Source organism: Zoogloea oryzae, assembly GCF_030161255.1.
Lineage (GTDB): Bacteria > Pseudomonadota > Gammaproteobacteria > Burkholderiales > Rhodocyclaceae > Zoogloea > Zoogloea oryzae.
On sequence record NZ_BSPX01000090.1, the window covers coordinates 1 to 15,123 of the forward strand.

Here is a 15,123-nt window from a genome sequence, read left to right on the forward strand (position 1 = left end):
TGAGCAGCCCGATCGCCCTCGGCCTCGGCTGCGACCGGGGCACGCCGGCCACCACCCTCGTGTGGGCGGTGGTGGACGCCCTCGCCCGCTGCGGCGCCACCCTCGCCGACGTGGCCGCGGTGGCCAGCATCGACCTCAAGGCCGACGAGCCCGGCCTGCACGCCCTGGCCGACTGGCAGGGCTGGACGATCCGCTTCTACCCCGCCGCCGCGCTGGCCGTCGTGCCGGTGCCGCACCCCTCCGAAACCGTCCGCAAATACACCGGCACGCCCTCGGTCTCCGAAGCCGCGGCGCTGCTCGCGGCCGGCGCCGGCATGGACCAGCTGATCGTCGAAAAACTCAAGTTCCGCGGCCCCGACGGCCGCAACGCCACCGTCTCCATCGCAAGGATTCCCCAATGAGCGACACCTCCACCCCGTCCGGCGGCCGGATCATGCTGGTGGGCCTCGGCCCCGGCAGCCACGCCCACCTCACCGCCCGCGCCCGCGCGGCCATTGCCGAAGCCGACACCGTCATCGGCTACGTCACCTACATCCGCCTGGTGGCCGACCTGCTCGACGGCAAGGAAGTCATCAAGAAATCGATGACCGAAGAGCTCGACCGGGCCATCGAAGCCTTCGAGCGCGCCCGCGCCGGCAGGAAGGTCGCGCTGATCTCCTCCGGCGACGCCGGCGTGTACGGCATGGCCGGGCCCACCTTCGAGGTGCTGTTCCAGGCTGGCTGGACGCCCGACAGCGGCATCGACGTGGAGATCATCCCCGGCGCCTCGGCGCTCAACACCTGCGCTGCGCTGGTCGGCGCGCCGCTCACCCATGATTTCTGCGCCATCAGCCTGTCGGACCTGCTCACCCCGTGGCCGACCATCGCCCGCCGGCTCGACGCCGTGGCCTACGCCGATTTCGTCGTCGCCCTGTACAACCCCAAGAGCGGCCGCCGCACCGGCCAGATCGTCGAAGCGCGCCGCCTCTTCCTGCGTCACCGCCGCCCCGACACCCCGGTCGCCATCGTCAAGTCGGCCTACCGCCCCAAGCAGCGCATCGAATTCACCACCCTCGAAAAGATGACCGAGTGCGACATCGGCATGCTCTCCACGGTGCTCATCGGCAACTCCAACACCTTCATCCGCCACGGGCTGATGGTCACGCCGCGGGGCTACAGCAACAAGTACGACGTGGACAGCGGCACCACCCACGCCGGCGAGCAGGCTGGCCGATCGCTGTCCACCGGCCTCGACGGCTGGCGCGCCGGCCTTCACGCCAGCGGCCTCGGCGCCGCCGAGCTGGCCGCCCTCCACCGGCTGCCCGAGGACTACATCGCCGCCCTGCTGGCCGAACCCCTCGCCTCCGAAGCCGCCGACGAACCCGCCGGAGCCGACGCATGAGCGAACCCGTCAAACCCCGCATCGGCGCCTATCGCCACCACCTGCTGGTGTGCACCGGCCCCCGCTGCACCACCGACGGCCAGGCCCAGGCCCTCTTCGACAGCCTCGGGCCCCGCCTCAAGGCCGCCGGGCTCGATGCCGGCGACCTCCGCGTCAAACGCACCCGCACCGCCTGTTTCGCCGCCTGCAAGGGCGGCCCGATCCTGTGCGTGCAGCCCGACGGCACCTGGTACTACGGCGTCACCGACGCGGTGATGGAGCGCATCATCCACGAGCACCTCGTCGGCGGCCGGCCGGTGGCGGAGCACGTCTTCCACCAGAGCGACCACGACAGCCTCTGAAGCGCGCCACCACGGGCGGCAGCCCCCGCATTTTTGCTATCCTGCCGCCTTCCCGCCGGCCGGCATCGCAGCCCGCGCCGGCCAACTTCATCTCACGGGGTGGCGCACACATGGCCTCTTTGCAGGAACAATTTTTGAAAGCCGGCCTGGTCGACAAGAACAAGGTCAAGCAGACCAACCAGGACAAGGCCCGGCAGAAGAAGATCGAACGCCGCACCGGCACCGAGAGCGTCGACGAGGCTCGCCTCGCCGCCCTCGAAACCCAGCGCAAGAACGCCGAGCGCGCCCGCGAGCTCAACGCCCAGCGCGACGCCGCCGCGCTGCAGAAGGCCATCGCCGCCCAGATCGTCCAGATGGTCAAACAGAACCGCCAGGACAAGGGCCGCGGCGACATCGCCTACAACTACACCCACGACGGCAAGATCAAGCGGATGTACGTCTCCGCCGCCGTCCAGGCCCACATCGTCGCCGGGCATCTGGTGATCGTCTGCCAGGGCGAGACCGCCGAGCTGGTACCCAAGGTCATCGCCGACAAGATCGCCGAACGCGACCCCAACATCGTCGTCCGCGTGAAGAAAGCCAGCACCGACGTGGACGAAGACGACCCCTACGCCGCCTTCCAGGTGCCGGATGACCTGATGTGGTGAGCGGCTGACGCCGGGGCGCTAATCCGCCTCGGCCGCCGACTCCTCGAACTTGTCGAGCACTTCCTGCTTCAGGTATTCGAGGTTCGGGTCATCCGCGAGCTGCTGAACCTTCTCGTAGGGCAGATAGGTGCACAGCTTCGACAACGCGCCCTGGTTGAAGATGGCAAACGCCGGGCGGCGCAGCTCCTGAAACACCTTCCGGCGACGCTCCTCGGGCGCGACGATGTGCAGCTTCGTATGAAAGTTGGGCTGCAGGGCGAGTAGATCCGCCATCCGCAGCAAGCCCGAGTAGATGGCGGTGGTGTGCTCCACCTCGAAGGCGCGGACGATGGATTTCTTCTGCAGCCACAGCACGTCGATCTGCTCGACCGTCTTGATGGCGGGCTCCGAGAACTGCGCGTGGGGCAGCTGGCCGAGCAGCCTGGGCGCCTCCATCTCGGAAGCAACGGCTTCCTTGTCGGCCTTCGGAATCCACACCTCGAACCCCATCGCCAGACCGATATCCGCGAGCAGCGCCTGCATCTTGTGGGAGGTGCGGACCTGGCCCGCCTCCACGGTGCTCCCGTCATCGGCGGATTCCGGCTCCGGAATGTTGACCGACACGGCCTTTCCGCCGGCGTTGGTCATCCTGTAGCTGCGCTTCTTCTCCCACTCATCGCAGGTGATGCCGTCCGGGATCGGGTCGGTGGCCTGGGCAAGCAGTCGCGCTTCGACGATCTGGCCATCGGCCTCGGCGAGCCTCACGCCGCTGCTGCGCAGGACGGCATTCCAGCCGCCCGCGCCGGGTTCCACATCCTTCGTGAAAGAAAGGGCGCTCCACAGATCCTTGCGCTTGATCGGAACGAGCGCGCCCCGCTCCAGCCAGACGATCGGCGCACACGGAAACTGCAGCGAATACTCGCCGACAGCCTCTGCCCCCGGCTCTGCCTCGAACATGGCACCCGTGACTTCGAGGATGCCAACCCAGCAGGACAGGCCTTTCAGGTAGCAGACGATCTTGTCGCCAGGCCTGATCTTGGCAACCCAGGCCCGCCGGCCTGGATGGAAACCACAAACCCGCTTGTCGGTGCTCGAGAATTCCTCGTAGGTCTCAACAGAAAAGATATCGACAAAATAAGTCATCGCCGTGCGTTCTCGAGGGGCGTCAGGGCCCTTGGCTGCGCCGGATCACGGATCCGGGCGAATGAAAAATTGAGTTGCGCTAGCGCGGCACCCACCCGCCGCACATCGGAAACACCTGCCCCACGAAGCAGTTGGCGGCGTCGCTGCACAGGTAGGCGGCGAACTCGGCGTCTTCCTCGGCGCCCACCAGCCGGCCCAGGGGCACCTCGCGTTTCAGGCGTTCCTGGAAGCGTGGGTTGGCCTGGACTTCGGGCGGGAAGTAGGTGGGGTTATCCACGAAGTTCTGGGCGATGGCATTGATCTGCACGTTGTGGGGCGCCACCTCCACGCCCACCGCCTGCACGTAGGCCAGCTGGGCGCCACGGGCGGCGCTGTAGCTGGACGCGCGCTTGATGCCGCGCAGGGCCGAGGCGCTGCCCATCACCACGATCTTGCCAGCGCGGCGTTCGATCATCGCCGGCAGCACCGCCCGGCACAGGCGGGCCAGCGGATGGACCAGCGCGTCGAAGCAGTCCTGCCATTCGTCCTCGGTCACGTCGGTGGCCGCCGTGGTGGGCGCGGCGATCGCCAGGTTGGCGACCAGCACGTCGATCGGCCCGGCTGCGGCCACCATCGCCTCGACGGCACCGGGCGCCCGCAGCGGATCGGTGCTGTGGATGACGTTGGCGCCATGCCGCGCCAGCACCGAGCACAACACCGGCCCCATGAACTGGTCCGCGTGGGTGACGAGCACCCGTTTTCCGGTCAACATCGGATTCGACATTTCAGCGCCTCCTGTCTTCACTCAGAAAAAACCTGCCGGGCCGGATCAGCGCCCGCCGCGCCACACCGACACCAGCACCCACAGCCCGCCCAGCATCGCGCCCACAAATCCCAAGAGCCCGATCAGCGACACCGAATCGCTGCGATTGACCGTCAGCGCGATGGACGAGCCGACGATCAGCGCGGCGGTGACGATGCCCATGGTCAGCCGGCTGGCGGCCCGGTCGAGCTGGTCGCCGAAGGCCTTGAGGGGCGGCACGTCCACCTCCAGCTTCAGGCTGCCCCGGCGGGCGATGCGCAGCAGGCGGGCCAGATCGTGGGGCAGCCCGGCCAGCAGGTCGGCCACCGACACCAGCCCGCGCCAGCCGCGCTTGGCGATGGCGTCCGGCGCGTGGTGGGCGAGGATCACCTCGCGCAGATAGGGCGCGGCCTCGCCGGCGATGTCGAAATCCGGGTCGAGCTGGCGGCCCAGGCCTTCGAGGGTGATGAAGGCCTTGATCATCAGCGCCAGATCGGGCGGCAGGGCCAGGCCGTGCTCGCGCAGGATGCCCACCACGTCGCCCAGCATGGCGCCGAAATCCAGCTGTTTGAGGGGCACGCCGTGGTACTCATCCACAAAGCGGTCGATGTCGGCACGCAGGGATTCGCTGTCGGCCTCGGCCGCGTCGCTCCAGCCCAGCAGCACCTGGGTGACCAGCCCGCCATCCCGGTCCACCAGCCCGTGGAGCAGCTCGGCCACCTCGTAGCGGCGGGCCTCGGGCAGGCGCCCGACCATCCCGAAGTCGATGAAGGCGAGCCGGTTGTCCGGCAGGTAGAACACGTTGCCCTGGTGCGGATCGGCGTGGAAGAAGCCGTCCTCCAGCACCATCTTGAGCACCGCGCGGGCGCCACGCCGGGCCAGCAGACGGCGGTCGAAGCCCTCGGGCAGCGCCGCCACCGCCCGGCCGGGCACGCCCTCGATGAAGTCCTGCACGTTGAGCCGTTCGCCCGACCATTGCCAGTGGATGCGCGGCACGACGATCTCGGGCTGATCCGCGAAGCTCGCCGCAATGCGCTCGGCGTTGCGCCCTTCGGCCGAGAAATCCAGTTCCCGGCGCAACGAGTGGGCAAACTGGCGGACCACCTCGCGGGGGCGGTAGCGGCGCAGGTCCGGCGCCTCCGCCTCGACGATCTCGGCCAGCCGGGCGAGCAGACGCAGGTCCGCCTCGATCACCGGGCGGATGCCCGGCCGGCGCACCTTGAGCGCCACCGGCGTACCGTCCGCCAGCCGCGCCCGATGCACCTGGGCCAGGCTGGCCGCGGCCAGGGGCGTGGTGTCGAGTTCGGCGAAGATGTTTTCGGGCAGATCGCCCAGGTCTTCGGCCAGCTGGGCGCGGATGGCCTCGAAGGGCACCGCCGGCGCCGCGTCCTGCAGCTTGCCGAACTCGGCGATCCAGTCCGGCGGAAACAGATCGGCGCGGGTGGCGAGGATCTGCCCGAGCTTCACGAAGGTGGGGCCGAGTTCCTCCAGCGCGCGGCGCACCCGGGCGGCCGGTTCGAGCCGGGCGATGTCGTCCTGGCCACGCAGATGCAACACCTTGCCGGCCCGCTCCAGCGCCCGCGCCATGCCCAGACGCTGGACGAGATCGCCGAAGCCGTAGCGGATGAGCACCGCGGCGATGTCATGGACGCGCCCGAGATCGCGGGCGGCACCGAGGGCTTCCCACAGCATCAGCGGCGGCTCCGGGGCAGATGGACGAAATGCGGATCGAGGCAGGGCATCGCCCTAGGGTAATCCAGATCGAAAGCCCCCGGGAGGGGCACGCGCGATCAGGCCTTGCGGCGCAGCCAGGCGCTGGCGCCATCCACCGCGATGGCCATCGCCAGCATGGCGAGGATCACCGTGCTGGCCTGGGCCTCGTGGAACAGCGACAGGCTGTAGTAGAGCAGCCCGCCCAGCCCGCCGGCGCCCACGAAACCGAGGATCGCCGCCATCCGGATGTTCATCTCCCAGCGGTACAAGCTATAGGCCAGCCATTGGGGCGCGACCAGCGGCAGCGTGCCGTACAGGAAGGCTGCGACCGACGGCGTGCCGCCTTCCGCCAGCGCCTGGGCCGGGGCCGGCGGGGCGTTCTCCAGTGCTTCGGCAAACAGCCGGCCGAGCACGCCGGTGGTGTGGAGCGCCAGCGCCAGGGTGCCCGCAAACGGGCCGAGGCCCGCCGCCAGCACCATCAGCGTCGCCCACACCAGCTCCGGCACCGAACGCAGCAGATTGAGCGCAAAGCGCGCGCCCCGACGCACCGCCCGCCCCTGACGGCCCGCCGCCGGCATCGCCAGGAGTGCCCCGGCAACGGCCGCCAGCAGCGTGCTGACCAGCGAGATCGCCAGCGTCTCCAGCGCCGCGGCGCCCACCTTGGCGAGGAAATCCGCCGACAGATCCGGCGGGAAGAAGCGCTGCACGAAAGCCACCGCCTCGCCCGCCGCGGCGCCGGTGAACAGCGCACCCAGCGGCATGTCCAGGTAGGCGAAGCTGCCCGCCACCGCCGCCAGCACCAGCACGATCGCGGCGAGGCCGCCGAGGGAGACGCCGGGTTTCATCGCAGCCTCCCAACGCAGCGTCGATCACCTGTAGGTCGGACTTCAGTCCGACAGCGCGCATCGGGCAGGCAGCAGTTTGTCGGACTGAAGTCCGACCTACAGCCTGAGCTACGGAAGCCCACGCTCATGCCAGCCTCCGCCGCAGCAGCTCGGAGATCGCGTCGGCCGCCACCACCAGCACCAGGAAGGTGGCCAGGATGGTCGCCGCCTCGCCACCATTGAGCATCTTCATGGACTGGTCCATCAGCTGGCCGAGGCCGCCGGCGCCCACGAAGCCCATCACCACCGAGGCGCGCACCGCGCACTCCCAGCGATACACGGTGTAGGACACGAGCTCCTGCCCGGCGTTGGGCAGCAAGCCGTAGCAGAAGGCCGCGAGGCGCCCGCTGCCGGCTCCGAGCAGGGCGCGGGTGGGCTGGTCGTCGGTGGATTCGAGGATCTCGCCATACACCTTGCCGAGCATGCCGCCGTAGGTGATGCCCAGCGCCAGCACGCCGGCCGCCGCGCCCAGGCCGAAGACGCGCACGAAGAGCAGCGCCCACACCAGCTCCGGCACGCCACGCAGCACCGCTAGCACGGCCCGCACCAGCGCCCGCAGCAGCTGGCCGATCCAGCCTCCCCGCCCCGGCCCGAGGCGCGACACCGACAGGCTGCGGGTCATCGCCAGACCCAGCGGCACGGCCAGCACGAAGGCCAAGGCCACGCCGGCGGTGGCCATCGCCAGGGTTTCGAGGGTCGCCTTGCCGAGCAGGGCGAGGAAATCCGGCGAAGTCTCCATCGGCAGGAACCCGCCGACGAAATGCCCCATCGCGTTCAGGTTGCCGTCGTCGAACAGCGCCGCCGGACGGAAGTCGGTGAGCCGCAGCAGCGGCCACAGCAGCACCAGCGCGACGAGCGTCCAGCCCAGGCGGGGCAGGGCGGCGGGATCGCGGACAGAGGCGCTCATCGCTGGCGCCCCTGTAAATCCTGTAGGTCGGACTTCAGTCCGACATCACGCGTCGAGCATGGAGGGATTTGTCGGACTGAAGTCCGACCTACAGGCCGACCTACGAAGGGACGCATCCCGCTCATGAGCAGCGCAGCGGCGAAAGGTCGACGATTGCCGAGGCGGGTGCCCCGGCGATCGGCAGCCCGCCCTCGGCGGCGTAGAGCTCGCGCAGCTGGGCTTCGGTCACCTGGCTGGCGGGCAGGTCGAACAGCACGCCGCCGTCCTTCACGCCCACCACCCGCGGAAAGTGCCGCAGGGCCAGATCCACCGCGTGGAGGCTGGCCACGAGGGTCACGCCGCGGCGAGCGGCCTCTTCGTTCAGCAGGGCCACGGTGAGTTCGGACAGCGCCGGGTCCATCGCCGACACCGGCTCGTCGGCGAGCAGCAGATCGGGCTGCTGGTACAGCACGCGGGCCAGCGCCACCCGCTGGAGCTGGCCGCCGGAGAGGCGGTCGCAGCGTTCGAAGAGCTTGTCGGCCAGATCGAGGCGGGCGAGTTCGCGCCGCGCACCTTCGGCGTCCGCCGGCAGCACCAGCGAGGCCAGGGATTTCCACAGCGGCCACTGCCCGAGCCGGCCGGCCTGCACGGCGGTGACGACCCGCTGGCGGGGCGGAATCGGCGGCGCCTGATGGACGTGGCCGATGCGCGCGCGCAGCTGGCGCAAAGCCGCCGGCGACGCCGCCCACGGGTCGCCCCCTGCCATCCGCAGCCGCCCTCCGCTCGGGCGCAGGGACGCGGCGAGCACCCGCAGCAGGGTGGTCTTGCCGGCGCCGGACGCGCCGATCAGCGCCACCCGTTCGCCGGCCTCGACCTGCAGGTCGATCCACTGCAGCGCCGGGTGACCGTTGGCGTGAACGAGGCCGACGCCTTCGAGGGAAAGCTTCATGGTGATCTCTTGGTGGCCCGGCGGGGAGGCTCCCGCGCCGGGCGCGCCCCTTACTTCAGCAGGCCGGCCGCGTGGGCGGCGGTTTCGATGCCCTTGTAGTTCTCCGCCTTGGTGGGGATGAACTTGCTGGCGCGTTGCAGGGCCATGATTTCCTTGTGGGCCGGGTTGGCCGGGTCGAGCTTCAGGAAGGCCTGCTTGAGCTTGTCCTGGATCTTCGGGTCGAGATCGCCGCGCACCGTCCAGTTGTAGTCGAAGTAGGGCGGCGTGGTGGCGAACACGCGGACCTTGCTGGTATCCACCTTCTTCTGCTCGACCAGCTTGTCCCACACCGAGGCATTGAGCACGCCGGCATCCACCTTGCCGCCCTGCACGAAGGCGACGGTGGCGTCGTGGGCGCCCGAGAAGGCGACCGTCTTGAAATCCTTGTCCGGGTTGATGCCTTCCTGGCCCAGGAAGTAACGCGGCATCAGGTGGCCGGAGGTGGAGGAGGGCGCGCCGAAGGCGAAGGTCTTGCCCTTCAGGTCGGCGAAGCTCTTGATGCTGTCGTTGGCGGTGATGAAGCGCGAGGTGAACTTCGCGTCCTCGGCGCGCTGAACCAGCGGCACGGCGGTGCCGCCGGTGCGGATCTTGGCCTGCACGAAGGTGAAGCCGCCCAGCCAGGCCATGTCGAGCTTGCGGGTGGCGAGGGCTTCGACCACTGCGGCGTAGTCGGTCACCGGCACGAAGACGACCTTCATCCCGGTTTCCTGCTCGAGATACGCGCCCAGCGGGGCGAACTTGCGCTGCAGCTCGGTGGGCGCTTCGTCGGGGATCGCCGAGACGCGCAGCACGTCCTCGGCCTGGGCGGCGAGGGGCAGGCCGGCCGTGGCGGCCAGGGCAGAAACGACAAAGGCGCGCAGCAGCGCGCGCCGGGCAAAGGGCACGGAAGTCATCGACAGCTCCTCAAAACGGCATCGCAACACGACGCCAGCCGCCGGGACGGGGGAGAACGGCCCCGGCTTAAGTTTCCGGGGCCAGCACACGGCAGCCCCGCTCGTCACGCTTGAAGCGGTACACAGACCGCGGGGCGGACTATAGCGACGGACACCGCCGGAGTGAACAGGCCAGACGCCAGATTTTTGAATCGGACCGCGGGCGGCGGCGCTTTCAGGGTCATTCTGTCCAGCCAATGGACAAAATGTCCCTGAAACACCCCCGCTTCATCCTCAAACCCTTGATTGAAAAGGAAGCCGACGCTGGCGCAGCGCTTGCAATGCATCAAGACGAAGTTTTTCCGCTAGTCGCCAAATCAACCAGAGGAGGAAGACACAACATGCAACTCTCACGGCGCCAGTTCTTCAAGGTGGCCGCCGGGGGCTTGACCGGATCGAGTCTGGTCGCGATGGGCTTTTCGCCCACTGCGGCCCTCGCCGAAGTAAGAACCTTCAAGCTCGCGCGCACCACGGAAACGCGCAACACCTGTCCGTATTGTTCGGTCGGGTGCGGCATCATCATGTACAGCCTGGGTGACAAGGCCAAGAACGCCCACGCCGAGATCATCCACATCGAGGGCGACCCGGATCACCCGGTCAACCGCGGCAGCCTGTGCCCGAAGGGCGCTGGCCTCCTCGACTTCGTGCACAGCAAGAACCGGCTGAAGTACCCGGAAGTGCGCGAACCCGGCACCAAGGAATGGAAGCGCATCGGCTGGGACGAGGCCTTCACCCGCATCGCCAAGCTGGTCAAGGAAGACCGCGACGCCAACTTCATCGCGAAGAACGCCGATGGCGCGACCGTGAACCGCTGGCTCACCACCGGTTTCCTCGCCGCCTCCGCCTCCAGCAACGAGGCCGGCTACATCACCCACAAGGTGGTGCGTAACCTGGGAATGCTCGCATTCGACAACCAAGCGCGTGTCTGACACGGCCCGACGGTGGCAAGTCTTGCCCCGACGTATGGCCGCGGCGCCATGACCAATCACTGGACCGACATCAAGAATGCGGACGTGATCCTGATCATGGGCGGCAACGCTGCCGAAGCCCATCCCTGCGGCTTCAAATGGGTGACCGAAGCAAAGGCCAAGAACAAGGCCCGGCTGGTGGTCGTGGACCCGCGTTTCACGCGCTCCGCCGCGCTGGCTGACGTCTATGCGCCGATCCGCACCGGCACCGACATCGCCTTCCTGGGCGGCGTCATCAACTACCTGATCAACAGCAACAAGGTGCACCTGGACTACATCAAGTCCTACACCGACATGAGCTACCTCGTGAAAGACGAGTTCGCCTTCGAGGACGGCTTCTTCTCCGGCTACGACGCCGAGAAGCGCAAGTACGACAAGTCCGGCTGGGATTACCAGATGGGCGAGGACGGCTTCGTCAAGACCGACCCGACGCTGGAAAACCCGCGCTGCGTCTGGAACCTGATGAAGACCCACTTCTCCCGCTACACGCCGGAAGTGGTGGAGAACATCTGCGGCACGCCGAAGGCCAAGTTCCTGCAGGTGGCCGAGCTGCTCGGCTCGACCCACACGCCCGACCGGGTGATGACGATCCTCTACGCCCTGGGCTGGACCCAGCACAGCGTGGGCTCGCAGATCATCCGCACCGCGGCGATGATGCAGCTGCTGCTGGGCAACATCGGCCGGGCCGGTGGTGGCGTCAACGCGCTGCGCGGTCACTCCAACATCCAGGGCCTCACCGACCTGGGTCTGCTGTCGAACCTGCTCCCCGGCTACATGACCCTGCCCGGCGAGAAGGAGACCGACTACGACGCCTACATCGCCAAGCGGGCGCCCAAGCCCATGCGGCCGGGGCAGCTGTCGTACTGGCAGAACTACGGCAAGTTCCACGTGAGCCTGATGAAGGCCTGGTACGGCAACGCCGCCACCCGCGAGAACAACTGGTGCTTCGACTACCTGCCCAAGCTCGACAAGACCTACGACGTGCTGCAGGTCTTCGAGCTGATGCACCAGGGCAAGATGAACGGCTACTTCGCCCAGGGCTTCAACCCGCTCAACTCCTTCCCCAACAAGGCCAAGGTGAGCGCGGCGCTGTCGAAGCTCAAGTTCCTGGTCATCATGGACCCGCTGGCCACCGAGACCTCCGAGTTCTGGCAGAACCACGGCGAGTTCAACGACGTGGACCCGGCCAAGATCCAGACCACGGTGTTCCGCCTGCCGACCACCTGCTTCGCCGAGGAAGACGGCGCGATCATCAACTCCGGCCGCTGGCTGCAGTGGCACTGGAAGGGCGCCGAGCCCCCCGGTGAGGCCCGCACCGACCCGGAGATCATGGCCGGCCTGTTCCTGCGCCTGCGCGAGATGTACAAGAAGGACGGCGGCGCCTTCCCGGATCCGATCGTCAATCTTTCGTGGCCGTACAAGCTGCCCCACGAGCCCTCGCCCGAAGAACTCGCCAAGGAGTACAACGGCAAGGCGCTGGCCGATCTGGTCGATCCGAAGGACCCGACCAAGGTCATCAAGAAGGCCGGCGAGCTGCTCGATGGCTTCGCCCAGCTCAAGGACGACGGCTCCACCGCCTGCGGCTGCTGGATCTTCTCCGGCGCCTGGACGGAAAAGGGCAACATGATGGCCCGGCGCGACAACGCCGATCCCTTCCACAACGGGCAGACCCTGGGCTGGGCCTTCGCGTGGCCGGCCAACCGGCGCATCCTCTACAACCGCGCCGCCGCCGATCCCGCCGGCAAGCCGTGGGACGCCAAGCGCAAGCAGGTCTGGTGGGATGCCGCCGGCAGCAAGTGGGTGGGTTCCGACGTGCCCGACTTCAAGGTGGATTCCGCCCCTGAAGACGGCATGGGCCCCTTCATCATGAACCCCGAAGGCGTGGCGCGCTTCTTTGCCCGCGGCATGATGAACGAAGGCCCGTTCCCCGAGCATTACGAGCCCTTCGAGACCCCGATCGGCGTCAATCCGATGCACCCGAAGAACCCCAAGGCCACCTCCAACCCGGCGGCCCGCGTGTTCAAGGGCGACATGGAAGCCTTCGGCACCGCCAAGGAGTTCCCGTACGCGGCAACCACCTACCGGCTCACCGAGCACTTCCACTACTGGACCAAGCACGTCGAGTCCAACGCCATCACCCAGCCCGAGCAGTTCGTCGAGATCGGCGAGGCGCTGGCCAGGGAGAAGGGCATTGCCGCCGGCGACAAGGTGAAGGTCAGCTCCAACCGCGGCTACATCAAGGCCGTGGCGGTGGTGACCAAGCGCATCCAGCCCCTCAAGGTCGACGGGAAGACTGTCCACCACGTCGGGATTCCGCTCCACTGGGGTTTCAAGGGTGTCGCCAAGAACGGCTACATCACCAACACCCTGACGCCTTTCGTGGGAGACGGGAACACCCAGACGCCGGAGTTCAAGTCCTTCCTGGTCAACGTCGAGAAAGCCTGAGGAGATCGCCATGGCATTGCAATCACTGGACATCGCCAAGCGCTCGGCCACGACCACCGAGCCGCCCCAGGCGCGCAAGACCCTTGAGGTCGCCAAGCTCATCGACGTCTCCAAGTGCATCGGCTGCAAGGCCTGCCAGGTGGCGTGCATGCAGTGGAACGACCTGCGGGACGAAGTCGGCACCTGCGCCGGCACCTACGACAACCCGCGGGACATGACCGACCAGAGCTGGACGGTCATGCGCTACGCGGAGGTCGAATCGGAAGACCGCGGCCTCGAGTGGCTGATCCGCAAGGACGGCTGCATGCACTGCGAGGATCCGGGCTGCCTGAAGGCCTGCCCGGCGCCGGGCGCCATCATCAAGTACGCCAACGGGATCGTGGATTTCCACCAGGAAAACTGCATCGGCTGCGGCTACTGCGTGACCGGCTGCCCGTTCAACGTGCCGCGCATCTCCAAGAAGGACAGCAAGGCCTACAAGTGCACGCTGTGCTCCGACCGCGTCGCGGTCGGGCTCGAGCCGGCGTGCGTGAAGGTCTGCCCGACCGGCTCGATCAGCTTCGGCTCCAAGGAAGACATGAAGGAGCTGGCCGCCGAGCGGGTGTCCGAACTCCAGGAGCGCGGCTACAAGAACGCCGGCCTGTACGACCCGGCCGGGGTGGGCGGCACGCATGTCATGTACGTGCTCAACCATGCCGACAAGCCGACCCTGTACAGCGGCCTCCCCGCCGACCCGACGATCGCGCCCACCGTCACCCTGTGGAAGAGCATCGCCAAGCCCATCGCCATGGCCGGCATCGCCGCGGCCGCGCTGGGCGGGCTGTTCCACTTCGTGATGAAGGGCCCGAACGAGGTCTCGAAGGAAGTCGAAGCCGAAGTCGAGAAAGAACTGGAGGGCGAAAAATGATCCGCGATCCGTCCGACCTCAAGCGCTACACCGCCTCCGAACGGGCCAACCACTGGATCACGGGCATCTGCTTCATCCTGCTCGCGCTCTCCGGCCTGGCCCTGTTCCACCCGGCGCTGTTCCCGCTCACCCTGCTGTTCGGTGGCGGCACCTGGACGCGCATCCTGCACCCCTTCATCGGGGTGGTGATGATGCTGTTCTTCGTGGTGATGTTCTTCCGCTTCAAATCCCTCAACCACATGACCCCCACCGACTGGGAATGGGTCAGGCGGGCGAAGGAGATGGTGGATGGCGACGACCACAACATGCCGGAGATGGGCAAGTACAACGGCGGCCAGAAGCTGCTGTTCTGGTTCCTCGGCGTCACCATGCTGGTGCTGTTCGTTTCCGGCATCGTGATCTGGCGGGCCTACTTCTCGGCCAGCTTCCCGATCGGCGTGGTACGCGTGGGCGTGCTGCTCCACGCGGTGTTCGCGGCGCTGATGATCGTCGCGATCATCGTGCACGTGTATGCCGCGATCTGGGTCCGCGGCACCATCCGGGCGATGCTCTACGGCACCGTCACCCGCGCCTGGGCCAAGCAGCACCACCGGGCCTGGTATCGCCAGGTCACCGGCAAGTAAGGCCATGAGGAACGCTGCCGGCGCCGGAGCCCGCTCCGGCCCGGCAGCGTGTTTTTCCCTGCACCCGGGCTGATGCCCGCCCCGCCACCGACACCGGAAGCCCATGCAGAATCTGCTCACCCCCGAAGAAATCGCCGTCCAGGCCGGCGCCGACGAGCTGCCCCACCGCCTCCCTGGCGCCGACGTGTTTGCGCTGCGCGCCGCCCGCCTGCGTCAGCTCGCCGACGGCCACGCGATGGGCGACTTCCTGCGCTTCGCCGCCCACATCGCCGACGCCCAGGACACCCTGCTGCGCCACCGCGCCCCCGAAACCCGCCCCGACGACGCCCACCTCCAACGCTGCCGCCAGCACGGCATGCCGCCCATCGGCGCCTACGACGCCGCGCTCCCGGCCGACTGGGCCTACCTGCTCCAGGCCATCGCCGCCGAAGTGGCGCCCCACGCCCCGGCCGGCCTCCAGAACGCCCTGGCCGATCTGGCCGACTTTCCCCGCGCCCGCCTCGAC

15 protein-coding genes are annotated in these 15,123 nt (G+C 68.1%); 8 read left to right on the forward strand and 7 right to left on the reverse strand.

Translation table 11 applies throughout. The annotated features are described in order from the left end of the window. The first annotated feature begins 11 nt into the window (after window positions 1–11). The 4 genes from QQK25_RS20095 to QQK25_RS20110 all read left to right on the forward strand — a co-directional run bounded on the left by QQK25_RS20095 (window position 12) and on the right by QQK25_RS20110 (window position 2,369). Window positions 12–401: a cobalamin biosynthesis protein gene (locus QQK25_RS20095; RefSeq protein ID WP_284189569.1), complete on the forward strand. Its 390-nt coding sequence runs from the start codon at window positions 12–14 to the stop codon at window positions 399–401. Further along, entirely contained in the window at window positions 398–1,381 is a 984-nt protein-coding gene (gene cobJ, locus QQK25_RS20100) for a precorrin-3B C(17)-methyltransferase (protein ID WP_284189555.1), read from the forward strand. Before QQK25_RS20095 ends, cobJ begins: the two co-directional genes overlap by 4 nt. Next, window positions 1,378–1,722 (forward strand): (2Fe-2S) ferredoxin domain-containing protein, encoded by a 345-nt coding sequence (locus tag QQK25_RS20105; protein ID WP_284189556.1) that lies wholly within the window; start codon window positions 1,378–1,380, stop codon window positions 1,720–1,722. The genes cobJ and QQK25_RS20105 overlap by 4 nt, the downstream gene beginning before the upstream one ends. A gap of 110 nt (window positions 1,723–1,832) precedes the next feature. Then, window positions 1,833–2,369: a DUF2058 domain-containing protein gene (locus tag QQK25_RS20110; protein ID WP_284189557.1), complete on the forward strand. Its 537-nt coding sequence runs from the start codon at window positions 1,833–1,835 to the stop codon at window positions 2,367–2,369. Between the two features lie 18 nt (window positions 2,370–2,387). Here QQK25_RS20110 and QQK25_RS20115 read toward each other — a convergent pair whose 3' ends face one another. The 7 genes from QQK25_RS20115 to QQK25_RS20145 form a co-directional block, all read right to left on the reverse strand. Continuing rightward, window positions 2,388–3,491: a type II restriction enzyme NmeDI-related protein gene (locus QQK25_RS20115; RefSeq protein WP_284189558.1), complete on the reverse strand. Its 1,104-nt coding sequence runs from the start codon at window positions 3,489–3,491 to the stop codon at window positions 2,388–2,390. A gap of 79 nt (window positions 3,492–3,570) precedes the next feature. Beyond that, a complete protein-coding gene (locus QQK25_RS20120) occupies window positions 3,571–4,254 on the reverse strand; it encodes an SDR family NAD(P)-dependent oxidoreductase (protein ID WP_284189559.1) in 684 nt (227 codons plus the stop codon). A gap of 45 nt (window positions 4,255–4,299) precedes the next feature. Next, complete coding sequence (locus QQK25_RS20125) at window positions 4,300–5,964, reverse strand: ABC1 kinase family protein (protein WP_284189560.1); 1,665 nt, start codon at window positions 5,962–5,964, stop codon at window positions 4,300–4,302. Window positions 5,965–6,062: 98 nt separating this feature from the next. Further along, entirely contained in the window at window positions 6,063–6,830 is a 768-nt protein-coding gene (gene phnE, locus QQK25_RS20130) for a phosphonate ABC transporter, permease protein PhnE (protein ID WP_284189561.1), read from the reverse strand. Between the two features lie 124 nt (window positions 6,831–6,954). After that, entirely contained in the window at window positions 6,955–7,776 is an 822-nt protein-coding gene (locus QQK25_RS20135; RefSeq protein ID WP_284189562.1) for a PhnE/PtxC family ABC transporter permease, read from the reverse strand. A 121-nt stretch (window positions 7,777–7,897) separates the two neighbouring features. Then, entirely contained in the window at window positions 7,898–8,704 is an 807-nt protein-coding gene (locus QQK25_RS20140; protein WP_284189563.1) for a phosphonate ABC transporter ATP-binding protein, read from the reverse strand. A 50-nt stretch (window positions 8,705–8,754) separates the two neighbouring features. Next, entirely contained in the window at window positions 8,755–9,636 is an 882-nt protein-coding gene (locus QQK25_RS20145; protein WP_284189564.1) for a putative selenate ABC transporter substrate-binding protein, read from the reverse strand. A 380-nt stretch (window positions 9,637–10,016) separates the two neighbouring features. Here QQK25_RS20145 and fdnG point away from each other — a divergent pair, with 380 nt between their 5' ends. The 4 genes from fdnG to fdhE form a co-directional block, all read left to right on the forward strand. Next, window positions 10,017–13,088, forward strand: coding sequence for a formate dehydrogenase-N subunit alpha (fdnG, locus tag QQK25_RS20150; RefSeq protein ID WP_284189565.1), 3,072 nt, complete (start codon window positions 10,017–10,019; stop codon window positions 13,086–13,088). A gap of 10 nt (window positions 13,089–13,098) precedes the next feature. Then, window positions 13,099–13,995 carry a formate dehydrogenase subunit beta gene (fdxH, locus tag QQK25_RS20155; protein ID WP_284189566.1) on the forward strand — a complete coding sequence of 299 codons (897 nt, stop codon included), beginning with the start codon at window positions 13,099–13,101 and terminating at the stop codon, window positions 13,993–13,995. Continuing rightward, the gene (locus QQK25_RS20160) at window positions 13,992–14,618 is read left to right on the forward strand and encodes a formate dehydrogenase subunit gamma (protein ID WP_284189567.1); all 627 of its coding nucleotides are present in this window, start codon (window positions 13,992–13,994) and stop codon (window positions 14,616–14,618) included. Before fdxH ends, QQK25_RS20160 begins: the two co-directional genes overlap by 4 nt. A gap of 103 nt (window positions 14,619–14,721) precedes the next feature. Next, a partial coding sequence (gene fdhE / locus QQK25_RS20165) for a formate dehydrogenase accessory protein FdhE domain-containing protein (RefSeq protein WP_284189568.1) occupies window positions 14,722–15,123 on the forward strand: 402 nt, incomplete at its 3' end.